This window comes from Pseudomonas sp. PNPG3, from assembly GCF_023093815.1.
Classification (GTDB): domain Bacteria; phylum Pseudomonadota; class Gammaproteobacteria; order Pseudomonadales; family Pseudomonadaceae; genus Aquipseudomonas; species Aquipseudomonas asiatica.
Window position 1 is genome coordinate 1 of the sequence record NZ_JALLKV010000074.1, and the last position, 22,547, is coordinate 22,547.

General features: G+C 58.9%; 30 protein-coding genes and 1 pseudogene. 1 reads left to right on the forward strand and 30 read right to left on the reverse strand.

The features are described from left to right. The 27 genes and pseudogenes from MJ643_RS27870 to MJ643_RS28000 form a co-directional block, all read right to left on the reverse strand. Positions 1-2,026, reverse strand: a pseudogene (locus tag MJ643_RS27870) (host specificity protein J); the annotation flags it as partial. 53 nt (positions 2,027-2,079) lie between these two features. Further along, entirely contained in the window at positions 2,080-2,478 is a 399-nt protein-coding gene (locus MJ643_RS27875; protein ID WP_247727146.1) for a hypothetical protein, read from the reverse strand. 5 nt (positions 2,479-2,483) lie between these two features. Beyond that, positions 2,484-3,080, reverse strand: a complete 597-nt coding sequence (locus MJ643_RS27880; protein WP_247727147.1) for a hypothetical protein — start codon at positions 3,078-3,080, stop codon at positions 2,484-2,486. Continuing rightward, positions 3,080-3,667: a hypothetical protein gene (locus MJ643_RS27885; RefSeq protein WP_247727148.1), complete on the reverse strand. Its 588-nt coding sequence runs from the start codon at positions 3,665-3,667 to the stop codon at positions 3,080-3,082. The genes MJ643_RS27880 and MJ643_RS27885 overlap by 1 nt, the downstream gene beginning before the upstream one ends. Positions 3,668-3,676: 9 nt before the next feature. Further along, a complete protein-coding gene (locus tag MJ643_RS27890; RefSeq protein ID WP_197898496.1) occupies positions 3,677-6,343 on the reverse strand; it encodes a phage tail tape measure C-terminal domain-containing protein in 2,667 nt (888 codons plus the stop codon). Positions 6,344-6,388: 45 nt separating this feature from the next. Further along, the gene (locus tag MJ643_RS27895; RefSeq protein WP_197898497.1) at positions 6,389-6,712 is read right to left on the reverse strand and encodes a superinfection immunity protein; all 324 of its coding nucleotides are present in this window, start codon (positions 6,710-6,712) and stop codon (positions 6,389-6,391) included. Between the two features lie 61 nt (positions 6,713-6,773). Continuing rightward, positions 6,774-6,974, reverse strand: coding sequence for a hypothetical protein (locus tag MJ643_RS27900; protein WP_141744289.1), 201 nt, complete (start codon positions 6,972-6,974; stop codon positions 6,774-6,776). Between the two features lie 23 nt (positions 6,975-6,997). Further along, the gene (locus MJ643_RS27905) at positions 6,998-7,468 is read right to left on the reverse strand and encodes a phage tail assembly chaperone family protein, TAC (protein ID WP_047594957.1); all 471 of its coding nucleotides are present in this window, start codon (positions 7,466-7,468) and stop codon (positions 6,998-7,000) included. Then, positions 7,465-7,962 (reverse strand): phage tail tube protein, encoded by a 498-nt coding sequence (locus tag MJ643_RS27910; protein WP_047594955.1) that lies wholly within the window; start codon positions 7,960-7,962, stop codon positions 7,465-7,467. The genes MJ643_RS27905 and MJ643_RS27910 overlap by 4 nt, the downstream gene beginning before the upstream one ends. 102 nt (positions 7,963-8,064) lie before the next feature. Continuing rightward, the gene (locus tag MJ643_RS27915; protein WP_247727149.1) at positions 8,065-8,589 is read right to left on the reverse strand and encodes a hypothetical protein; all 525 of its coding nucleotides are present in this window, start codon (positions 8,587-8,589) and stop codon (positions 8,065-8,067) included. A gap of 228 nt (positions 8,590-8,817) precedes the next feature. Beyond that, the gene (locus MJ643_RS27920; RefSeq protein ID WP_247727150.1) at positions 8,818-9,183 is read right to left on the reverse strand and encodes a DUF3168 domain-containing protein; all 366 of its coding nucleotides are present in this window, start codon (positions 9,181-9,183) and stop codon (positions 8,818-8,820) included. Next, on the reverse strand, positions 9,180-9,665 hold the full coding sequence (locus tag MJ643_RS27925) for an HK97-gp10 family putative phage morphogenesis protein (RefSeq protein ID WP_247727151.1): 486 nt from the start codon (positions 9,663-9,665) through the stop codon (positions 9,180-9,182). Before MJ643_RS27925 ends, MJ643_RS27920 begins: the two co-directional genes overlap by 4 nt. Beyond that, on the reverse strand, positions 9,658-9,996 hold the full coding sequence (locus MJ643_RS27930; protein ID WP_247727166.1) for a phage head closure protein: 339 nt from the start codon (positions 9,994-9,996) through the stop codon (positions 9,658-9,660). Before MJ643_RS27930 ends, MJ643_RS27925 begins: the two co-directional genes overlap by 8 nt. A gap of 2 nt (positions 9,997-9,998) precedes the next feature. Further along, complete coding sequence (locus MJ643_RS27935; RefSeq protein ID WP_247727152.1) at positions 9,999-10,322, reverse strand: head-tail connector protein; 324 nt, start codon at positions 10,320-10,322, stop codon at positions 9,999-10,001. Then, the gene (locus MJ643_RS27940) at positions 10,319-11,587 is read right to left on the reverse strand and encodes a phage portal protein (protein WP_247727153.1); all 1,269 of its coding nucleotides are present in this window, start codon (positions 11,585-11,587) and stop codon (positions 10,319-10,321) included. The genes MJ643_RS27935 and MJ643_RS27940 overlap by 4 nt, the downstream gene beginning before the upstream one ends. Beyond that, a complete protein-coding gene (locus tag MJ643_RS27945; protein WP_247727154.1) occupies positions 11,574-12,941 on the reverse strand; it encodes a phage portal protein in 1,368 nt (455 codons plus the stop codon). Before MJ643_RS27945 ends, MJ643_RS27940 begins: the two co-directional genes overlap by 14 nt. Before the next feature lie 14 nt (positions 12,942-12,955). Further along, the gene (locus MJ643_RS27950) at positions 12,956-13,174 is read right to left on the reverse strand and encodes a hypothetical protein (RefSeq protein WP_341786252.1); all 219 of its coding nucleotides are present in this window, start codon (positions 13,172-13,174) and stop codon (positions 12,956-12,958) included. A gap of 53 nt (positions 13,175-13,227) precedes the next feature. Further along, entirely contained in the window at positions 13,228-15,177 is a 1,950-nt protein-coding gene (locus tag MJ643_RS27955; protein ID WP_247727156.1) for a phage major capsid protein, read from the reverse strand. A 56-nt stretch (positions 15,178-15,233) separates the two neighbouring features. Next, entirely contained in the window at positions 15,234-16,901 is a 1,668-nt protein-coding gene (locus tag MJ643_RS27960) for a terminase TerL endonuclease subunit (RefSeq protein WP_247727157.1), read from the reverse strand. A gap of 2 nt (positions 16,902-16,903) precedes the next feature. Continuing rightward, positions 16,904-17,401 (reverse strand): terminase small subunit, encoded by a 498-nt coding sequence (locus MJ643_RS27965; protein WP_247727158.1) that lies wholly within the window; start codon positions 17,399-17,401, stop codon positions 16,904-16,906. A 148-nt stretch (positions 17,402-17,549) separates the two neighbouring features. Continuing rightward, positions 17,550-17,852, reverse strand: a complete 303-nt coding sequence (locus tag MJ643_RS27970) for an HNH endonuclease (protein ID WP_247727159.1) — start codon at positions 17,850-17,852, stop codon at positions 17,550-17,552. Next, a complete protein-coding gene (locus MJ643_RS27975; protein WP_247727167.1) occupies positions 17,852-18,205 on the reverse strand; it encodes a hypothetical protein in 354 nt (117 codons plus the stop codon). The genes MJ643_RS27970 and MJ643_RS27975 overlap by 1 nt, the downstream gene beginning before the upstream one ends. Next, entirely contained in the window at positions 18,202-18,495 is a 294-nt protein-coding gene (locus MJ643_RS27980) for a hypothetical protein (RefSeq protein WP_247727160.1), read from the reverse strand. The genes MJ643_RS27975 and MJ643_RS27980 overlap by 4 nt, the downstream gene beginning before the upstream one ends. A 347-nt stretch (positions 18,496-18,842) precedes the next feature. Further along, entirely contained in the window at positions 18,843-19,067 is a 225-nt protein-coding gene (locus tag MJ643_RS27985; RefSeq protein ID WP_247727161.1) for a hypothetical protein, read from the reverse strand. A 1-nt stretch (position 19,068) separates the two neighbouring features. Then, positions 19,069-19,365, reverse strand: a complete 297-nt coding sequence (locus MJ643_RS27990) for a hypothetical protein (RefSeq protein ID WP_247727162.1) — start codon at positions 19,363-19,365, stop codon at positions 19,069-19,071. Positions 19,366-19,422: 57 nt separating this feature from the next. Next, complete coding sequence (locus MJ643_RS27995) at positions 19,423-19,704, reverse strand: phage holin family protein (protein ID WP_247727163.1); 282 nt, start codon at positions 19,702-19,704, stop codon at positions 19,423-19,425. After that, the gene (locus MJ643_RS28000) at positions 19,705-20,079 is read right to left on the reverse strand and encodes a putative holin (RefSeq protein WP_247727164.1); all 375 of its coding nucleotides are present in this window, start codon (positions 20,077-20,079) and stop codon (positions 19,705-19,707) included. It lies immediately after the preceding gene. A gap of 186 nt (positions 20,080-20,265) precedes the next feature. Here MJ643_RS28000 and MJ643_RS28005 point away from each other — a divergent pair, with 186 nt between their 5' ends. Continuing rightward, on the forward strand, positions 20,266-20,484 hold the full coding sequence (locus MJ643_RS28005; protein ID WP_038409517.1) for a hypothetical protein: 219 nt from the start codon (positions 20,266-20,268) through the stop codon (positions 20,482-20,484). Position 20,485: 1 nt separating this feature from the next. On the opposite strand, the gene MJ643_RS28010 is transcribed toward MJ643_RS28005, so the two are convergent. The 3 genes from MJ643_RS28010 to MJ643_RS28020 form a co-directional block, all read right to left on the reverse strand. Continuing rightward, entirely contained in the window at positions 20,486-20,866 is a 381-nt protein-coding gene (locus MJ643_RS28010) for a hypothetical protein (protein WP_038409515.1), read from the reverse strand. A gap of 41 nt (positions 20,867-20,907) precedes the next feature. Next, the gene (locus MJ643_RS28015) at positions 20,908-21,561 is read right to left on the reverse strand and encodes a hypothetical protein (RefSeq protein WP_247727165.1); all 654 of its coding nucleotides are present in this window, start codon (positions 21,559-21,561) and stop codon (positions 20,908-20,910) included. Between the two features lie 243 nt (positions 21,562-21,804). Then, positions 21,805-22,314 (reverse strand): acyloxyacyl hydrolase, encoded by a 510-nt coding sequence (locus MJ643_RS28020; RefSeq protein ID WP_023661594.1) that lies wholly within the window; start codon positions 22,312-22,314, stop codon positions 21,805-21,807. Positions 22,315-22,547: the final 233 nt, after the last annotated feature.

Genomic DNA, 22,547 nt, shown 5'->3' on the forward strand with positions numbered 1-22,547 from the left:
TCTGCTCAGCCAGCTCGGTCTTGGCGGCACCCACTCGCTCGTTCACCGAGCCAGGGCCGTTCATGTCGATAAGATCGATGCGCTTGGTCAGCTCCTGGCCCAGCTCGCTCTCGGTGATCTGGCCAGCAATCACCTCGAGCATCTGTGTCGGGTCACTGGAGGTAGCAGCGAGAACGTACAGGAAGTCACTCTTCCCATAGGCATTCGCCGAGCGAACGTAGTAGGAATACTCCTTCGCGAACGCCAGGCCGGTGTGGGTGAAGGTCAGCCCCTGCCCCAGGTATACAGCGTCAGCGATAGGCGCCGACGGATTGGTGGCATAGAAGTACTCATAGGTACCGCCGTTGAGGCTGTTCTGCAGGTTGGCCGGCACCAGCGTGATAGTGTCAACCGACGCATAGACGGCGCAGCTCTCGGGCACGGGCGGGCCGCCCACGTTGACATTGATGGTCGCCTCTCCCGAGCGGGTGCCGGGGCCGAAGGCAACGACGCTCATGGCGTAGGTGCCAGAGGTCAGGCCATTGATATTGCAGCTTGAGGCTTCACCGCCAACCTTGAGGGACTGCACGACCTCAGCGCCCTTGCGGATCGTCACCGTGTAGCTCAGCACGGTCTGCACTGGCGGTGCCCAGCTGAGCACGCCCTGGACAACTTCGGCCACGCCGCTTGGAGTCCAGGCCAGGCCGGTGACAGCAGCAAGGCCGCCAACAGGCAGATTGATGAAGCCCAGCGGATCGTACGGCTGTCCCACTGCATCATCGAAGATGGCCTGCTCGTACGGTTTGAGGGTCACCTTGCAGGCATCGGCAGCGCCCATGGTCCATTCGGTGACCATGAATTCGCCCAGGATGTTCAGCGAAGGCAGATCGACCTTGACTGCACGCCCCGGGCGGCAGTTGTAGCCATTGAAGTTGAGCGGTACAGACAGGGAACCGCCCGAGCGCCGACGGCGCAGGCTGATGTTGGCAAGGCGCTGAGCCAGGTAGGCGTCTGTCACATAAGCAAACGACTGCGACTCAGCCAGCTCGCCGCCGTCTGTTGCGATCCAATCCTGAATCGCAACCTCCGGATAGTCGGTCTCTGCCCAGGCCTGAGCAGGATCAACAAAGGTCCCGCGCATGGTGTTGATGGCATCGCTGTTGCTGACCTCGGTCGTACCTTCAACAGTGCCGATCACCATGTCTTCGTTGATGGTGAAGTCGGCTGGCCCGTAGTAGGCGCCCACCTGAAGCGACCAGCGCCCGCCAACCCGGATCAGCGTTCCCGCGCAGGCCGACAGCAGGTTATCCAGGACGGTATTGCGCTTTTCATCTGCGCCAATGACTGCGCCGGCGAAGTAACGGGGCGACATCTTGCCATCCGGACCGATGACGGTTTCATCGCAGATGTTGGCAGCACTCGCGAAGGACTGAAAAATGATTTCGTCGTCAGGGATCGCGCAGCGGTTGCGCAGGTACCAGAGGATCAGCAACGCTGTGTTGGCCGAGTAGCCGGAATTCCCGTTGCGGGGGTCATAAATGTCGCTGCGCCCACGGACCACGAAACGCACATCCGGGATGCCCGACGGAAACTTCTCGGCGTCATACTTGAACGACAACCGAACAAACGACAGGCCCCGGCCGATCTGCTCTTGGCGCCAGTCTGGGCAGTTTGCCAGGAGGAATGCGTTCACCTGGGTCGGATCAATGATCACCTCGGACGTGGCATTCTCCCCCAGGTCAGACAGCGGACGCTCATCCACGTAGATCTCATCGACCCCCGCGATGGCGCCCTCGGACAGCACGTAGACGATGTGAATCCACTCTCCACTGGTCTGGTCGCCAGACTGTTCCTGAACCCAGGCGAGCACACCGCCGGTGCTGGCCCGACCGAGAATGAAGCGCACCGGGGCTTTCGACGAGCGAACGGTCTGAGAGCTTGGTTCGGAGCTTGGGCCGCCAGAAATCTTTGCCGCACCAGTCAGGCCAGCAAAGACTCCTTGCACACCGCCAAACACATCCTTGAACGCGCCCACCGGGTCGTACATCGCCTTGATCGGCGCGGTGACGAGCTTCACGACTGACTTGATTGATTTGCCCACTATTCAACTCTCCAGGCCACCAAGGGCTCACAATCAACGGCTGCAGCACCAGACTCAGCAGCCGCCCAATACCGGCCACTCCAGAGCACCGCCACGCACTTCCCCGACGCGTTCTCGAAACTGACGATGTCGCCGCGCTGGGCGAACTGCACATCAACCCTTTCGAAGTAGGTATCGAGCACCGCCTCGACGGAGCCGTGCGTCGACGCCATCACGCGCTTGGCGCCGATCTGCGTCTTGTATCGCCCGCGGTATTCCTTCGCCGGATCAACGCCACAGATAGCCGCCGCGCAGTCAGCGACAAACAGGCAGCAGTCAAATTCGCCCCACAAAAAAGGCCGCTCGAAAGCGGCCTGGATGGTCTCGTGCAGCCTCGTGGGCCAGTCTCGATAGCGCATGACGTTTACTCGTAGGTGAAGGACGGCGCGTCTTTCTTGGCGCCCCAGTAGATGGGCCATTCGGCCATCTGCGCGACGGCATAGAAGAAGCGGTCGCCGTCATGACGGGCGCGGTGGTTCTCGTCCGTCCAGCGCTCTGTGCCAATCCGGTTCCATTCGGCCATCCGGTCGATGATGGTGACCGTGATCGTGCTGTCGCCCGTCGAGCCGCCGTAGGACAGCTTGGCCGCGTCCATACGGCCGCTGAACAGGATGTCGGCCGCGTAATTCCCGGCCTCGTCATAGACGACGAACATCAGGCGGGCCGACCGGCCTCGGCAGCCCGCGACCGAGGTCTGGGAAAGGATGTAACTGTCCAGGCCATTCAGCGTCAGATCGATGGACAAAGAGGAGCCCGAATCAGCGCTTTCGCTGGCCTGGCCCACTTCGCCGAAAGTGCCAACGCCGTCGTAGGCGTAGCCGTTGATGATCAACTGGCCGGTGCCCGTGTGGGCCCTGACCATGCCGTCGGCAAAATCCAGCTCGCAGGCGAATACAGGTGTGAAGTTGCCAGCAGCAATTATGCTCAGCACTGATTGGGAAAATGGAAAAACCGCAGCCATTAGAAGGCCTCCCGACATTCAATGGTCAGTTCAGCCACAACGGGCCTGACCGAAAGGGTGTAACTGTCCTCGGACAGCCGCATGATCGAATAAGGGTTTCGATACTCCACCGCGGTGCCAACCACCAGCGCAGAACGTAACCGTCTGTTGAGAGGCAAAATGGCCGTGCCATCGCCGTTCGAAACCACGTCCTCAACCACCTCATGCATCACCCCGCCGATGGTGATGTAATCGCCCTGGCTAAACACCCGGCGACCGCCCTGCAGCCCGCTCAGGGTGATGGTTGAGGCCATGGCAGCCCCGACCTGCACAACCGGCACGCCGATGTTGTCAGTCCGCTTTCGCGTGAACGCCGGCAGCTTGAACGTACCGAAACGCCCCTGCAGTCGCCCCATGAAAGCCGTCACGATCCGGTCACGGTCACGGGTCATCGGAGGCAGCGACAGTGAGCACTTCCAGTACGAACCCGGATAGCCCACGATCTGCTGACTGTTGTTCAGCGAGGAGGTAAAGTCTCGGTTGTTGTAAACCATGCCCCAGCTCATCTCTGCTGGGCACACGCCAGCTGGCCACTCTTCGATCGCCATACTCATACCTTAAATTTTCTTGCGGATGCTCTGCATCATCGGGCCGTTACGATTGATGTCTTGCTGGAATGATTTAGCTACCCTCATCCCCATTTGCTCGATCATGGCAACCGTCTGGGGGCTCACATCGCCGTTCACATTGAAGACCTGGTTCACGTTGGTGTTGCTACCCGCAGCGTCCGAACTGGAAGCGACTTGTGGTGGCAACTCCCAGCTATCGCCAGCAGAGCGCAGATCACCCATCGGTGCGGCCTTGCCTTTACGCAGGGCCTCCACTGCAGACACGCCGCCAAACCGCTTGATGTCTGCTTGACTCCAAACAACCTCGCCCTTGTGGACGACGCCGGCCGGCTCATTGACCCCGCCTGCACCGGTGTACCCGCCCCCCGAAAAGCCTTTGATCAGCGCAAAGGCCGCCAGCAGCGCAGTGCCGCCAACAATCGCGGCCGCGCCGAAAGAGCCGACAGAAGCAACCAGGGCGGCAGGAAGCCATGCCGTCATTGTGGTGCCCGCAGCCGCCACCTGGGCCGACGCGACAGTAGCTGTTGCAGTGAGCGACGATGCCGTGGACGCCGCGTCAGTGGCTAGCTTTGCAGTGGTCTTGGTAGCCTCGCTCGCCACTGTAGCCGTGGTTTCGGCTGTAATGCCTGCCATTTTCAGCGCCTGGACTACGATCCACTTCGCAGCAATGTCGGTCAGCGCACCAAGAACAGAATTAGCCATGGTTGCCGCCAGGTTGCCAAAGGCATCCCCGACACTCTCCGTGCCCTTGATGATTCCCTGAAGGCTGCCTGATATCGACGACGTGGCATCACTTAGTATCGACTCAGTGGCTGCCCCAGCCTGCTCGCTGAAGTCGGCAGCGATATCTACGTAGTTCTGCCATGCATCTGAAACGCCAACGAGCCAGTCGCCCTGCATCTCGTCCTGCTGCTCGTAGAAGTTGCGCTGATGCTCAAGCCGAAGCTTCAGGGCCTTATCGAGCGCATCGGTCTCTTTCTGGTAGTTCACTTCCGCATCAGGGTCTTCCGCAAGAAGCGCCTCTTTGTACTCCTTGTACATTTCGCGGCGCTGCTTGTTGTAGTCCTGCTCGATGGCGAGCAACGCCCGGAACCGCTCCCGCGACTTGTCGCCCTGGCCAGCGCCAGCAAGCTCCATGTCCAGGCCTTCCTTGGCAGTTCGGTTATCCTCATCGAGGTTGGCCTGCAAGGCTGCGAGCTTCTTGGCATCCTGGTCGGCCTTGAGTAGCGCTTTCTTGGCGTCCAGTTCAGCCGCCAGCCCCTCAAGCCTCTTGCCTTGCGCCTCTGAAAGCCCCTGGAGCTTTCCTTGCTCAAGCTCAAAGGCGAGCTTGTCGACCTCAGTGGCATTCTTGCGCTTGTCGGTCGATGTGTTGATCAGTTCGATCTGTCGCTTGTAGCCTTCCTCGGCCGTGTCGAACTGGCCCTGGAGTTTCTTGGCAGCGGCTTCAGCGGCTTTGGCAGCTTGTTGTTGCGCCGGGGTCAGAGCGGTAAAGCTTCCGATCTGCCCTTTTTGCATCCTCTCCCAGAGGTCAGCCAGCTCTTTGATCTGGTTAGTGCTTCCCTGCCCTGGCTTCTCATCGAAAGATGCTATAAGGCTGCCGTATCCGGTCGCAAGGCCGTCCATCTTGGCTGTTGCGCCACTGAGCGTCTTGCCCATGGCGTCGACGTTCTTGAACGCATTGTAGATCCTGACTGGTGGAAGGTATCGATCCCACCAATTGGCCTGCTCGCCGCCGACCATAGCGTTATCGAGATCGGAAAGGGTCTTCAGACCGACTCCCAATAGATGGATTCCTGCCACAGTGCCTACGGCAAACTTCCCTAAAGCGCGAAGGCTAGCCGCTAAGTCGTCTGAAACTTGCTTGGCCAGCACGCCATTTATGGTCGTATCGCTCAGCCGGGTTGCAAAATTAGCAAGCGTCGGGAGCATAGCGCTTGTAATTTGATTGCCCAAGCCACTAATAGATTGCTCCACTAGCCAATTTGCAGCTTTTAGCTCCTGAGCTGCACGAATGGTTTTTTCATCCATGATTGAGCCGGCCGCTTCGGCGGCCTCGCCAAATCGCTTGAACCCTTCCGAATTGTTTCGAAGTAGCGGAAGCAGCGCTGTTACATCACTTGCAACCGCCTCAAGATAGAAGGTCATATCCGACTGACTGACCTTCGCCTTCTCCAGGCTCGACACATACAACCCCAGGGCTTGGCTGCCGCTGAGATTTCGGAACTGATCGGCTGTCACGCCGACTTTGGGAGCGATCTGATCGAAGAAGTCCTTCATCCCGCCGCCGCCAGTGTTCAGAAAGTCGCCAACCTTGTCGTTCACGTCTTTGAGAATGTCGGCAAGCTTGTCTTGCTCCACGCCTACAGTTTTCGCCCCCACTGCCAGCTTTTGGAAGTCTGAAGTGCTGACGTTTGCAACCGAAGCCAGGTTGCTTATTTCCGCCCCTGAATTGACGGCCGCGATAGTCATTGCGGTTAGCGCTGTTATCCCAGCGGCAATGCCTGTGCCGACCGCTGCGCCTACCGCCCTGGCATTCTTCTCGACCTGCTTTCGCCACTTTTCTGAGCTGCGCTCGGCTTTATCCATGCCGGCAACGAAACCGCCTACCTGAGCAATGACATCAAGGGTCAAAGTACCGAGCGATCTTGAAGCCATTATTTTCTCCGGAGATAAAAAAACCCGCACTTGGCGGGTTTCATTTCACTTCAATATTCGAGACTTTTCCCTGTCAAACTCTTCAGGGGTTAAAGCCCCGCTACTCCTCAGCGCTGATATTCTTTCCAAATCCTCGTACTTGGATGCCTTGCTAGGCGCATCAACCTGTCGAAGCGGGACTGGCTTGCTTATAAATGCCCATATCAGGCAAACAACCCAAACTATGCCAGTCCACCCTAAGAACAGGTTCAACATGAAAATCGCAGAATAATTCTCATGATGCCGATTGAAAGCAATCATCATAGGGAGAAAGTACAATAAAAACGATACAGCCAAAATCAAGTAAGAGGTGCCGGTGATCAACTCCATGGCCAGTTCCTTTGGTCGAAAACCTGCAATCTACCATCTCAGCGCCAGACAACGGAAAAACTTACGTCCAAGACGCGATGGCCTCCTGCAGAGAAATCGGCCTGTCATCCTGGTCGTGCGGCGTGAAGTCCTGGATTGTGTAGGGATCAGGCCGCGTTTTCGGATCGCGCGTCCGGTTGGCCATCATCGCGGCGACCATGGCCACCGAGCGCTCGACCCGCATACCAAGATGCAGCGAGCCACGGCGCTGCCTGAACTTCACCCAAGACCTGAATTCACGCAGACTCAGGTTTTCTTGCGCCTGCGCGATGGTGCAGCCGCCGACACCGCAGAGGACGAGTTCGTGCCAGATTTCGTCGAGCTCGTCGAGTTCGGCGTCTTTCCCAGGTCGTTCACCTCATGGATCGCGCACAGCAGCGCGACCGTCAAGGCGCCGTCGAGAGAACCCAGGCGCTTGGTGCTTTCCGGGTCCGCCTCCAGTTCGACCGGATCAAGCGGGCCGTGGGTAATGTCCATCGGGCTGCTGAACACGGGATTCCCATGTTCATCGCAGATCGATGCGGCGATTTTTCCGGCGATGCTGTCTGTTTTGCCACCAAACGCGAGTACGTCACTGACTGCAGTCTGGTAGCCCAACGGGCGCACGAACACTGTCGCGGTGAGCTCAGTATCGTTCTGACGCCACTTGATCTCCTTCTCCACTGGGCGCCCAGTGAACGAACCAGCGCCCTTGAGCGCTTCAAGTGTCAGCTTCATGGATTCTCCTTGACTACCCAGTTGAGTTTGCCCGAACGCTGAATGGTGGCAGCGGTGCTCACCGAAGCGTTGCTGGCGAAGTCGAATGGGAAGTCCGCGACGTAGCCGGAGAAAAGGCACCAGGTGCGCGTGCCCGGCAGCTCGAAGTCGTCCCCGGCACTGTTGACCGTTGGGGCAATGCCCTTGCCATCGGACCAGCCCAGCGCCCACAGGATGTCCTCATCGCTATCGTCTTGGGACAGCTGGAACATCCGCACATGACTGGCGTTGCGCGGGTCAGCCAGAATCGTTGCGGTGGCCTGGCCCGGGGTGCGCAGGCCTTTTTTGTACTTGCGGTCGGTGTCTGCCAGGCAGGTGTCATCGATCTGATCAGCAGGGGCGCCGCCGGGGTTGAATGCGGTAAGGCACTCCACCTCCATTACGGTCATTGGGCCAGTCCCGGATGCAGGCGGCAGCAGCGCGTAGAGTTGGGCGCCCTGAGCGTTCATCGACATAGGTATCTCCTGTCGTGTGGGGTCGCCTTGCGGCGATAGGATTTGCTTGTCCCAGAAACGACGAAGCCCGCACTGGGCGGGCTTTCGTTCGTCGGGGTGGTGTCAGTGAAGTGGAAGTGATGGCTGCAGCTGCGACGCAAGGTCACTCAGCTTTGCTTCAAGTGGAGGCTTCTGCCGCTGCCATTGGCGAAGGCCTTTCCCGCAGAGGCTGGCCAAGGCCTGCTTGCCGCTGTACTCGAGAAGGGTTCGCTGAAGCTCGGCGCTGAGCGTCTCGCCCTGGCGAACCTGCTCATCCAACACATCAAGGACCGCGCGGCGGAACTGCTTGGCGCGCTCAGTTCGAGCAAACATTCCGAGCAGATGAGCGCCGCGAAGGCTGAATACGCGCACTTCCTGTTCACCACCACGGGTCTGCATTTTCACCATGCCAGTCATTGTCTTGGTGAACTCATCGGAATGCCGCGTGTAAAGCTTCTGCACCTGGCGAATCGCAGAATCAGAGGGTGCGTCAGTTTGGTCACCCCCTTTGCCGTAAAGAGCAACAGCAACTTCCGACAGCGTCAGACATGGCTGGCCGCCATGATCGATCACTCTCAGCTCGGTATCGCCAAAAATCAGTTTATCCATGGTGTTATCCCCTGCAATAGCCCTGGAAATAAGTCGGCCACAGCAACGCCCCAGGGAAGGCGCTTTCGGGTGCCCCCTAGCTGCGGCCTGAAAAGAAACGCAACCACGGCGGACGAATGAACGAATATCCACCGATCGGCTATACGGCTTAGGCTGCGCGTTTGGTTGGCCTCTCGGCCTAAAAGAGAAAGGCCCGCACTGGGCGGGCAATCGGGATTTGTTGCAGCTCTATCGGTGGACCATCCAGTCCACATCGAAGCTGGCTCGATAATTCTTGGTCTCGGGGTCGCGCCCCTCGACGCCCCAGCGGGTGACGTAAGCATCCAGTTCGATCGCATCGCGGACAGCGTCACGAACCTTCCGAGCTGAGTCGCCAGTGGCGGCGTACACGTCGACCTGCAGGGTTACGCCATCTACATCAGGGCGGCCCGCCAGGTAGTTCTCGGGGCTGCCATTGACCAACTGCCAAACCGCATAGGGCTTCGCCACTTTCTCCGGCGCTTCGCCGAAGGAATAGAGCCGGATGATGTCAGGACCGAGCAATGCCACGACAGCCGGATCAGCTGCACAAACTTCGTAGATCGGTGGTTTCATGAGGATGCCGCCCTCTTCGCGGCGCGCTTGATCGCGCGATCAATAGCCTTTTCGTATTCGGTGACGAAGGTGTTGGTTACCTCGCTGATGCTGTTGGCCAGAGCCGGGCGCATGAACGGGGCTGCCGCCATCTTCTCGGTACCGAACTCGAACAGACGCCAGTGCGGCGTCGGTGCGTTGGGGCTGAGGTCTCCACCATCCCTGAGTACGGCGCCGTGCAGTACGCCGATCCGGAAGCCGAGGTCGCCGGTCTGCTTGAACAGCCGCCCATTCCAGCGTAGGGCGATGTTGTCAGCGATAGAGCGACCGGTGGCACTGTCGTCAATGCGCTGCGCCCCCTCCTTGGCCTTCTGCACCACAACCTGGGCCGCCTTGCGCAACGCAGCACGACCACCCTTGCGGCGCATGTCATAGCTGACCGAATCCAGCTTACCCAGCAGGCCCTCCAGCCCGGTGATGCTGAACTCGACGCCATCAGTCATCTTTCAGCCCCTTGGAAAGCAGCATGGTCAGGTACTCCAGCCCAGAGCTGGGATCAGCTAGGGGCGGCCCTTCGATGCTGTATACCTCGCCCCGGTACACGATGCGCATGGTCGACAACAACCCAGCCCGGTACCGGATCACCATGCGCGCTGTGGCCTCCGACTGCGCAGCCTGCGCGGCGATCAAATCGCGGGCCGACAGCGGCGTCACCTGCGCCCATACCTTGGCGAACAACTGCCAAGACGGCTCACCAAACTCTCCAGTGACAGGGTCGCGGGGCGTGACCTTGTGCTGGATCTCGATTCGGTGTCGCAGCTTTCCTGCTTGAATGCTCATGCTAGGGCCGGGTCGCGAAGGTGGTAGAGAAGCGCAGTGACCGGCCTGGGCAACATACCCTGCTCAAACTCCCGGTCTTGGTCGTTGTCGCGCTGGTTGTACAGGTAGCCCAGCATCAGCTTGGTGGCTGCCTTAACGGCGTATGGAACCTTGCCTGGGATAGCCTCACCGTCTACGTCCAGGTAGGCATCAGCAGCGGATTTGAGATATCCCCTCACAAGGTCGCTGGCTTCCAGGATCTTGTCTCGGATATCGTCGTCATCAGCGTCGTCATCCACTCGCAGCTGGGATTTTGCTTGCTCCAGCGTGATGAACATCATGAGGCGGGCACTCCTCTGGTCAGGTCTTTGCCATGGTTTCCATTCTTGCCGTCCCTGCCCCGCTTGACCGCTAGGCGCCAGCCCTTGCTGCCTATTTCGCCTGGCTTGTCACTGGTGGCCTCATCGCAGTGCCAGAGGCTGCCCGCCCATGTCACTGTATCACCGGGCAGGTACTCGCTTGGCGCAAAGACCCCGCGATAGATCATCACTGGCAGACTCAAGGTCTTCCGCACTTCGGCGCCGCTTGAAAGAACCAAGGACAGTTCAAGCCCTCGCTCCCCGCTCGGCTCGACCTGGGCTGCACTTAGCCCTTCCACGATGCACTCCCATCCCTTCATGCCATGGGTGCGCTCGAATGATCGCCAAAGGCCGCCTAGGTGCTTGGCGTATGTGCCGCGAGCATAGGATCTCTCGACCACAATCTCCGGCAAGATCTCAAGCTGCAATGCATCTCGACCTGGCTCTCCATCTTTGGGCAGTGCAAGCGACTGCATGGCCTTTGCAACCTCCTCTGCTATCAGGGGCCGCAGGTCATCAGGGGTAAGGCTGCTCGCTGACTCGGCGGCCGGCAACGCGTCTACCGCCTCCTTTACCGCCCTAAGCAGCATCGGAGCCACATCCTCCAGAGTGACCGAGGTGCCGTCCTTGGGGGCTGGGATCTTCGCGACTTCCTCAGCGACGAGGGGCCGTACATCTTCCGCGGTTAGACTTTTGCCAGGTTCAGCCGGAGGCAGCGAATCTACAGCCTCTTGTACCGCCTGCTGGATCACCGGCGTCACGTCATCCAGGGTCACCGACGCCCCGTCCTTGGGAGCAGGCAACTTGGCAAGCTCTTCAACGATCAGGGGACGCACCTCCTCCGCCGACACGCTCTTGCCAGCTTCGGCCGGAGGCAGTGCCTCTACTGCGGCTTTCACCGCCTGTTCCAGCATCGGGGCAATGTCGTCCAGGGTCACCGAGGTGCCGTCTTTCGGCACGGGCAGCCTGCCTACCTCATCGGCGACCGCCTGACGCACCAACTCCGGATCGGCGTCCTTGCCGTTCTCAGGCAAGGGAATCCGCTTGGCGGCCTCGGCAGCAATCACTTCAACATCGGGAAGCGGTATGGCTTTGACTGATTTTTCAAAGCCTGCTCGTAGAGCAGCATCACGATCATCAAGATCCTTCGATAGATCCAGGCGAAATGCGGCGAGAGCCTTTTCGACCAATCCCTTGAGGACCGGGGCCAGGGCTTTGGCCTGTGCTTCAAGCTCACGCAGATTCAAAGTTCCACTCCTTCTCGACCAGAAGCGCGAATAGACGCGCTTGGTCGTCCAGTTCTTCATCGGATGGATCTACTGGTTCAGTCGGTGCCGCGGCGGCGGGTGCAGCCGGCGCAGTAGCGAATGGATCCGCCTGGGCATCGCGGCGGGCGATAGCGGCCAAACTGTAGTTCTGCTGCTGGATCATTGGCGAATCACCGCCCTCGACAGGGGGAAGCCCTGCACGTCTACGGGCCTCGTTCGGCTTCATCCAGCCGCCGCCCAAGGCGTCATTGTTCGCCTTGTAAAGCGAGGCCGTATCCATCCGCAGCAGGCCGTCAAGATCGAACTCGGTGCCGTACTGCGCCGGCAGTTCCAGTCCCTCATCCAGGCACAGCTCTAGTGCCTCGATCAGCGATTGAAGGCAGTCGGAGTAGTAGACCTGGTTCAAGATCTCAGCGTTGTTGTAGGTAGGCTGCGTCCCGACGCCAACCTTGTATCCGGGGACGTGGAAAACCGAGCAGACGATTTCGGCAGACCATTTCAGCTGCTCGATGAGCTGCGAGTCGGCCGCCGACATGGCCATGCCCTCATACTTCAATCCGTCGCCCAGGACGGCCACCTTGCCAGCGCTTTGCCCGGTGTATTCGCTATCCCAGTGCGCCTTTAGGCGTTTGGCGGTGTCTTCGCTGATAGCGCCAGGCGCAGTGAGCACGCCACCCGGCTTAGAGCCGTTCTGGAAGAACTTAGCTGAGTTGTTCTGGATCGCATTGCCTTGCATTGCAGCCAGGCCGCAGGCGTAGATCGGCGAAATGCCAACCAACGGGTGGAACAGGCAGTTCATGCGGTCATGGATGATCTCGCTGGCCGGCACTACCACCCCCTGCTCGAGTGTGGACAAGTTGTCCGGCTTGAGGTCATAGAAAATACTGCCATCATCACCGACCAGCGGTGTAACCCGCCGCGGATCAAGGATGTAGAGCTTGATCACAACCCCACGCGCATCGCGCAGCTTGAGGGCGTACGCGTTACCGTTCGTGAGCTTCGAGGTTACCCAGGACTCATAAAACTGGATACGGTTCTGGAAGTGGTTCGGCTTCCGCAGGACCGGCGAGAATGACGGGCTTGTAGTCTCCTGCCAGATCTTGTCGTCAGTGAATTGAACCAGTTTGACTCGCAGCTTTGCGATATCTGAAGCGATCAGGGTGATACACGAGAACACGGTCGAAAACGCCAAGACCGTGTCTTGATCGACTTCAATATTCTGCTGCCAGGCGCCTGCGAACGACTCTCGGATGACCCCGAGCCAGCCGCCACGATTGTCAGCGGGTCGCAAGGCCTTTTGCTCAGTCCGAGCCCCCCATTTGAACAATTTCATCGCGGCTCCACCCGTTATTCGGCCTTCATGTCCCGGCGCTTATAGGTGCGCTTCGCCGGAACCTCCGGTGTCTTCTCTTGCTTGTCGCTGTCGTCCGTCAGAGTGTCAGTCTCATCGGGCGTGTGGGCGTTATTGATAGCCCGCAACAGCTTTACGTCTCGCTCACGGGCTTCAAATGGGTCGCCTGCCAGCAGCTGCTTGCCGGCATATCGAAACTCCTTAAGAGCAACCATTCTCATGGTGAATTCCTCGCGGGAAGGGCCGGAGAACACCCGGCCCAAGTGGATCAGGACTCGTAGTTGGCCGAATCGATGTAGCCCACCGCCTGCAGGCGACGACGCTTCCAGTTGATGAAGCGCTCGGCGCGCAGCGCTACCATGTTGTTCTGCCAGAGGCTGACCAGCTCGGTAGCGCCAGCAGTCGGAGCGCTGTCCATCTGCAGAGAGGCCTCGCGGCTGACATCGATGGTTACACCGCCGTCGTCGGCCAGCAGGATTTCCGAGGCCTTAGCCAGAATCAGTCGTTGCCCGGCTCCTGTCAGAGGATCGCCGCTGCCTGGATTGGCTGGCACGCTCTCCGAAACAATTACCGGCAGGCCCATGAACACACCACCGTTCATGTCGATGTCCGGGAACTCCGGCTGGCCTAGGGCGTTGGTCATCATGCTGATGGTCAGCGCCATGGTCGGTGTCATGATCCAGACCGCACCAGCAGGGGTCATGTTGGCAGCCAAGAAAGTAGCAAATAGGCGCTTCACGTCAGCCTTCAGGGCATCGGCGGTAGTGCCGCTGGCGACGATTGGCGTCACGCCGTTGGTAATCGAAGCCGGGGAAACATCGGCCACTGCGGCAACAGCCGGATCGACAAACGCTACATCGAGGAACTGGGCCATCGATGCAGTCAGGTCGGTCTGCACCAAGGCCTCAGCGCTTGGATTGCTGAAGCGCACCAGCTCATCGGTCAGCACCACGATGCCGGCGGCCTTGGTGAAGCGCAGGGTGGTGGTGTCGAACGCCAGAGCGGATACCGGCTTTGGCTTGCCTTCACCCACCCAGCCCACGCTAGAGCCAGAGGTCTGACCTGGCATCTTGATATTGAATGGGACACGGCGCAGACCCTGGATCTTGCCGATGATCGTCTGTGGGCGCAGCAGTTCGATGAACTCGCTAGCCATCGTCTGGTACTCGACCAGTGGGCCGGCCCAGGCCGGATCAGTGGTGGTGCCAGCCACAACCGCAGCCTTGAGCACAGTCACCACTTCTGGAGTGGACTCTTCCCAGCCCTTGGCAACTTCCACGGCCTGCATCAGGTTGCCCTTCGAGCGCGCCAGAGCAATAGCGAAGCGAGTAAAGGCAGTACCCTTTGGCAGAGTGCGCTCTACTCGGATCACGGCGTTGTCGCGGACCTCGTGCCCTTTCGATACGCTGGTGACGCGGCCAGCATCGATCGGCTTGGCGCCGGCCGCCATGGACTTTTCCAAGCCGCGCAGGCGCACCAGGTGCCCATCGATGGACTTCAGTTCACCCTCGATGGTGTCGTACTCCTCGGACTCGGAAGCGTCCAGGGTGCGACCTTCTTCCGCAGCCTTGCTCATGATTTCTTCGAGGCGGGCAGCCTTGGCAGCGCGGGTGCTTTCGAAGGACTTGATTTGTTCCTGAATGTTCATATCGCCCTCCTCGGGCTTCGCAGATTTTGTGATGGTTGCCGAAGCGCCGGCAGGGGTGATGCGCACGACCGGGAGTGCTGATGTGCCAGTCGCGGCGCGCAGCTCACGGTCGATGGATTTGATGGTCTGTATGCTGGCACCGGCGTTGGCCGGAACCGTCACGGCGGAAAGCTCCAGCCACTCCCATTTGAGGAAGCGGCGACCCCAACTGCCGTCGATGTTGGCCGACTCAATTGGCGAGAAGCCGATGGATAGCCCGCGGACAAGCTTGGCTTTGATTGACTGCCATGCCTCATCGAGACGGTCCTTCAGGGTGCCGGGCTCGTCGACCCTGGCCAGCTCCACCGTGACTTCGATTCCCGCGTCCGTCACGGTGGCTTTGGTTACCTGCCCTACCGGCTGATCGTGGTTGTGCTGCCACAGGAAGGGGATCGGCAACTTAAATTGCGCGCCCTTTGGCTCAACAACATCGTCCATACGGTCAGGCGAGGGCGTGGTGGCGATGCCAGTAATCACCCGCGCGTCATCGTCCACCGCCTTGATCTCAAGGAGGCTGTAGGCTCTGTTCATTGGGTACCCCAGAAATGCAAAAGCCCGCATGGGGCGGGCCTGGCTTAGCCTGTCGGCTACGAGTTGAGGAAAAACATCTGGTATTTCTTGGCCGGTGGCGACGGGTTGGTCGCCATCAGGGACACGGCATTGAGCAACGCCATCACCGGGTCGATCTTGGCCGTGCCACTGGCTTGCTTGGTGATCAACACCGAGTTGGCGCGCGATTCAATACGGGCGTTGCCAACACACCAGTCCATCAGCGGCTGATCGGCATGAAAGAGCTTGCGCTCTGCCAGTCTGCGTTCGGCGATGCTGATCGCCCCCACCAGCTTCCATCCCTGCGGGATGCCGAAAATGATCTTCTCGTCGATCTTTCGCCTCAGCAACTCCTCAAGCATGACCTTGTGGGTTTTCTCAGGGTCCATGCCGACGCCAGCCAGCAGGCCGGTGCCGTCGATCATTTCAACCACATCAGCAACTGCCGCGACATCACCGGGCAGCTCTTCGATAATCATCAGGTCGCCATCTCGCTCGAAATCACGGTACTTGGATTCCTCGGATTTTCGACGATCCAGCGCAATCGGATGTGCCCAGGCAAGCGAGCAAGACAACCAAAGGTCGGTGCCCGATTTGCGCCCAAGCACTGTAAGGCCGAGCAAGTCGTCGAGCCCGCCGCCGTCGATACCAACCGTCACAACTTCCGACTGGTCGAGCAACGCTTGCAAGCTCAGCGACTCATCTGCCTGAACCTTCCAAAAATCAGCACCGGTCCACCGGTCTGAGCGAAGATTCAGGCCGATTTCTATATTTAAGTGTTTCGCCAGGAATTTCTGCAGAGAGCCATCGCCGGCATTCTGTTTTTTGCGAAGTTCATCCTGCAGCCACTCGGCACTTACCGACCGCCCCAGGTTGGGGTTGGTGATGTAGAAGTTCTCAGGATCCAGGTACGACTTGTCCTGAATCATGCTCTTCGGAAACTCATAGAGAATTCCGAGTGTTTTTCGGTCCTCGATGACTCCGTCGCGAATGTCGCGCCAGTACTGCAGGCGCTCCTTGAACACACCAGCCGGCGGCTCATCACTTTGCGTGGTCAGGTAGATGACCCAGCCCTCGTCCCTCGAGACCTGGCCACCCAGTGCCTCCATGAACATGGCTTCGGCACCTGGCTTCTTACCAAACACCCAAAGCTCATCAACCAACACCTTGCCGGACTTTTTGCCAGATACCGTGTCGGTATCCGCCGCAACGACCTTAAGGCTGTTCTTCGTCGTGCGATCTGTGATGGTGCGGATGTGATCCTGCACATGAAACATCGCTGACAGCTCTTCATCCGCGCGAACCATGGCGGCTGCGGGCTTGAAGGCGTTGTCGGCAACTTCCCTGGTCGGGGCCAGGATCAGATGTTCCTCCTCTTCCCTCCAGCACAAGATCAACGCCGTCAGCATGATGCCTGCGGCTATTGTCGACTTGGTGTTCTTTTTGCTGATCAGCAGGCCGAACTCTCGAATCAGCTGCTTGCCTGTCTCCGAGTCGTATCCGCCGAAGATTGCCCTGACAAAATCGAGCACCCACTCATCACAGCAGTCAGCCATCCGAGGCTTGCCCGGCAGATCAGGAACCCTGAGCTCCTTGAAGATCTGTACAGCTCGCTCGGCCTCGTCGACAAAGATCGGCGGCGGAATGATCGACTGCCTACGAACCAACCGCCGCTCCCAGTCCGGGCATGCGGTGGTCCAATCCATCGCTACACCTTCTTACCGTTCGCTGCCGCCAACCGAGGCGGCGCCTGGCGGGAAAATTTACTCGCCGCCTGCTCCGCCGCCTTCTGTCGCTCGTCCTTTTTGCCACCCTCACCCTTGCGCGGGTGCAGGAACGGCATCAGCGCCTTGGCTGCATCAACTCGAAGCTTTGGCTCTGAGCTGACGTCGTTCATCACCGCCAACAGGTAGTCTTTAGGGTCTCGATGAAACAGGGCTGCACCGAGGTCGAAACCAGCTGGCCCAGGGTCGGCATCGGGTTCGTCATGGGCCTCTTGGGACGGCGCTTTGTTAACAGCGCCTTTAACAGGATGAAGGGCGTTCAACTTGTGCAGTTCATTAACCACATCAGGGTCTTTTGCCAGCCTTGAACCGGCTGCAGATGCCGTTTTTTCTGGGCATCCAGCTGCAATGGCCGCGTCTCGATTGGACGCACCTCCCCTGATAGCGTCAATGAACCGACGCTTTTTGGGTGTTAAAGCCATTAACAAAAAACTCCTGACAGGAAAAAATCTGCGAATGAGTTGGGCGCGGTGTCCGAGCGAAAAAGATTTTCAGATCAGCCCCTCCCCCCACCCTAAATGCACCAAAAATGGTCATTTCTCGGGGAGTTGACGTGCCTCGCGTCGACTCTCAACGGCCTCGGGCAGCCTCAGCTGCGGTCTTCGCCTGATGGCAAGGGATGCACAGGCTCTGGAGGTTCGCATCATCATCGCTGCCGCCTTCTGCGACGTTGATGATGTGGTCAACCTCTAGTTCCTGGGTGACCACACCACAGCTGCGACAGGTGTACTGATCACGAAGCAGGATGCGGTCGCGGATGCGGCGCCAGGGCCTGCCACCTCGACCAGATCCCCATTGCGTGCGATCGATCTGCTGGACCGGCGCAACTTCCAACATCTTGGCTTGGCTCTTGAGCGTGTTGAGCTTACCCATCATCGCCCAGCCAGAACGGGCGCGCCGCTCAGGTAGGTCGTTGGCACAGCATCAGGATCAGCATCCTCACCGTCCGCCAGTGCTTCGATCAGCGCCAGGTTCTGAGTCGCGATCTGCTCCAGAAGCGCGGTCTGCTTCTGTTGCTCGGCCAGCAGGTCGGCCATGCTTGGCTGCAGCTGAGCCGTGACACCGCCGTCGACCACCAAGGCCTTGAACCCTAGACTCTCAGCCTGGGCGTGCAGGATTGCCTGAGCCTTCTCTCGTTGTTCCAAGGTGAGTACCGTTGGGACGCTGATCACCAGCAAGTCGCCCTGCTTCGGGTTCAGCTTCTGAATATGCTCTGGATTGATCATGGTGCCGCCTGCGTGTACTGCTGGGATTCGTCATTGAGGCTGGAGACACCCACCTCAACCACCTGGGCTTCTGCTGAGACTATGGGAACCTCGCGGGGCAATACGGTGATCACCGCGTGCCAGGCGCCATTCTCGACTGAAGCCTTGAGCACAACGCCCAGCACGCCCTGCAGCTCGCTACCATCACTCAGCAGAACCTTGGTGCCCATCACTTGGTGAGGGCTGTTCGGGTTGCTCTTTAGTGCCGGCACGATGGTCGCCACCATCAAGGATTTTCTTGGCTCGCTCATATGCCACCTTGGTCCATTTGTTAAACCATTCGCGCCGGGCGGCGCATCCGCTACAGGCCATTACCAACCTCCTGCCATCTTGGTGCCGATTACCACGCCCATCAGAAACACCAGGGTCACGATTGCCACGCTGACACCTGGTGCATGCGATATCTCACCACCACGCATTGGCGGCGGTGCTGGTGGTGGTTGCCATCCAGCAGGCCGGCCTCGCCACTCGGTAGTTGGCGGCGGCAGGTCACGCATCGAGCAAGCGCGGCAAAGGAATCGGTTATTGGCTTGCTCAATAGGCTCGGGCTCAAGCTTCACATGGCGACACCTAGAGCACTGGAATTCAACAGGCATGGTCACCTCCGGTACCAGGTCAGCTGGTAGCACCGCGCATCAGCCGGTACCTCAGCAATGGGCCAGCGTAGGCAGTTCATGTGCTTGCGCTCTGGCCTGGAGCGGCTCACTCGAAGCGTCTGCACCAGGTAGGGAGATCCGGCAGCGGTGGTGATGTAGTCTCCAACCGCGATGCCATCGGCGCCGTCCATATACAGCTTGCAGGGCGTATAAGGCGGCTTGGTCATGTCAGCAGATCAGGCTAGGGATAGACTGACCTTGGTCCGCGACCCTGGTGGTCAACTTGGTTACGGCTTGGGCCTGGGCTGGGGCGGAGCCACCGACGTGAAAGCCGTACTGCGGCGTCACCTTCACGAAGACCGCCTGCAAGTGCTCAGTGATGGACTTCCACTGCTCAGGCGTTGGGCGCTCGCCGCCATTCAGCTCAGCGAAGCCGTTGAGCCAGTAGGCGAACTGCTCGGGCGTCATCCGCGGCTGAGCCGGTTGTGAGATGTTGGCGCTGGTGATAGTAGTGGCAAGTGTCACGGGATTACCTCAACTGTTCGCGCCACAGAACGGCGCATCTCGAATTTGTGGCGCGGGTCAGTCAACACGCACGATCTTAGCCACGTTTCCCTTGGCCCGGCACACCAGGATGGCGGCCAGTAGGTAGAACGCGGTGTTGAACCAGGACGCATCCGGGAAATCCCCGTGCAGTGCTATGCGCCCAACGAGGCTCACGAACTGCATGCCGGTAATCGCGCAAGCGGCCCAGGCCATCAGCGACACGCCCAGCTTGTAGCGGGCTTCGGGGTACGGCCGATAGCGCAGGCCGATCATCACGAAGATGACGGCGCACAAGGCGGCCTGGATAACAGCAACCATTCAACCCTCCTTCCTGGCTCGCTGGCGGGTGATCCATTGCAGCCACCGGGGCATCTGCCCGGTCTGCATCCACTCCAGCAAGCCAGAGAACGTGACGACGCAGAGCACGCCACACACGAAGGCGCTGAAGCCTGCGGTTTGCGTCCAGGCCCTGCCAAGCATCTCAGCGGCACCAAGGTAGCCACCGATCCAGCCGGCCAGCAGGTAGCCGATGCGGCGAAGCATGCCAATGTCCTTGGCGTACACGACGTAGAAGAAAGCCCCGCCAAACGCGCCCACCAGGGTGGCCAGGTCCAGTTCAGGGAAGAAAGCACCCAGGCCGACGCTGGCAAGTACGCCGGTCACTGCAAGGGCGCCGGTGCTTGGCTCGGCCATAGGGGGCTCCAAATCAATAGATTGCTTACTTGTTGGGAGGGAATGCGTTAATTTACTCAAAGCTCGAGAGCAGATCGCTTGCTCGAGGCGTTTGGCTAGCCGTTCACATAGCCTCAGCCGGGTTGCCGGGTGAGGAGGCAAGATTTATTGCCGCCGGCGACTTTCAAAATCCAGTCCAGGTGAAATATGACCAAAGGTACATTCGAGGTTGACTCGATCAATCTCCAGAACCTAATCCCAAATCCGCCATTCAAGCCAACGGTCTTCGGCTCGGTCAAAGCCGGGTCCGGAACCACGTTGACTACTAGTTTCCCGGCACCAGAGGGGCTTGACGACATGACAATCGCCCAGATCAAAGCGCTGCTGATTGGGCAAGTACGGAAAGACGTGGGACTGGAAGATTGATCTAGCCTTTGTAGACGGTGAATGCCACGAGGCAAATCGATGCCAGGAGAGAAGCAAGCGAGATCCAAAGAGTGATGCTTTGCCCGCGCCTCTTTTGAGATCGCTCAGAAAAGCGCTCCAGCTCCTCCCGCAGATCTAGCTTACTGGGGGAGTTTCTGAAGCGCTCTTCACATATCTTCTCGAAGCCTTCAAAAATTGTTCTTAGATGACGTGCATCCGACGCTTGCTCGCCAATCGCTATGATCAGATTGTCGACCTTCGAGGTCAGTTTTTCGATTGAAGACTCAGTTCGATCAAGCCTTTGCTCGAATGAAATTATCCGCTCTTCAAATGCGCTCATACGCTCTGCCATCGCACTAATTAGTTTATCGTACTCTGCCATGCCAGATTCTCATCAAGGCTGAAATGGTGGGCAGTATATGGCTAAATGCTGGCTGCGTCCCCTTTCCCTGCCATCCCCCTCAGAACAAGATCAACCTTAACGGAAAGCTCAGTTAGGCGCTCGGCGATAGCAGCATCGCTCTGCTCAATCAGTGCGATCCTGCTTTCCAGCTCGGTGGCCAGCTGTGATTCGCTGAGCTGAGCCTTGGTCTGATCCAAGAGGTCGGTAACGCTGGGCTGCTTCGGTTGCTCAGCGTCTTGAACGCCAATGCCGATGCCGGCAGCGACGTACTGCCCTTGCTCGTTAATGCTCAGCTTCACCTTTAATCGGTCAGGATCTTTGACGTACAGAAGACTGTCGATAGCTGCCTGGCAGATGAATGTCTGGCCATCGACAACAACGAAAGGAGTAGCCAGAGCGTTGTCTGCATTCACCTTGGCGCTGTCCTCGCTGGTAATCCGCGGCCAAGGGGGGGTAATAGCGTGCCCCTGAGCAGCAATCAGCGCGCCCTGGGCTGCGACCTGACTTCCGCAGGTGGCGACCCGGCCCTCGCAGGCAGTGACGCGGGATGCAAGCTCTGAAACGAAAGAGGCTTCTGCCTTGCTCGAGAGCATCATCTGCAGAGTGACGCTAAAGCTGTGCAGCGCTTCGATGCTGGAGCGCAATGACGCGAGGGTTTCGTTGGTTTCGGACATTTGCATGCTCCAGATACGAAAAAGCCCCGGCATGTACCGAGGCTCAGAATGGGTGCGGAGGGCCGGTGCGTACCCGGCTTGCTGGTCTGGCTCGCTGGGTCACGTACCCCAGACTCTCATCGCGTAGTCGATCAGGGAGCGCACGGCTTTGATCGACGCCACTACCGACTTAGCCCAGCTGCCTGAGCGTGTCATCCGCATAAAAAAGCCCGCACAGGGCGGGCAAAGAGGGATCGTGCTTTTTTAAATCTGGTGGCTGTAGAACAGCGAGTACGACTCGATACCGTCGTTGGGCTGCTTAATGCCAGCGTTGGAGTAGTGAATCGCTCGGATGCCAACCTTCTGCGTCTCGCCGATCTTCAAGCCCGCACCGATGCGGTCTTCGAAGTTGAAGGCCGAACCAAAGTCCTGGTCACCTGCGGACGTACCAGAGAAGACCGCCAGGCCGATGCCAGCCTCAACGAATGGCTTCACGTTACCGCTGCCGAACTCGTAAACGAAAACTGGCGCAAAGGACAGCGAGTGAGCGCCACCGGAAGCATCTCCTGCTTCCCAATAGGTATACCCAGCATCCCAGTAACCGGTTAGACGGCCAGTACTGGATTCAAACCAGCTTTTGTCCCAGTTAAAGCCAACGCCTGCACGCGCCGTAATGCCGCCTTGACTTGTCGCACCCAGCGCACCGGAAAGCTCAGCTGCTCCGGCAGACGCAGCAAAAAGGGACAGTGCTGCAGCAGCTAGAACTGTTTTCATAATCACGGTCTTCCATGTTTGTTTAGTTAGCAACCTATCAGAATCATAGCGCCATCAAAACGTTCCGTGCTACACAAAAAAAATCTGACCTCGCCAGAGGTGGCGTCGGGCCTCTTGAGGGCCTCTTCGGGCAATAAAAAACCCGGCTCATTGGCCGGGTTTCTTTTCGTCACTCCTCAACACGCGCAGGAATGACAGGATGGATATAATTTCTCTCACTCTCTCACCGATGT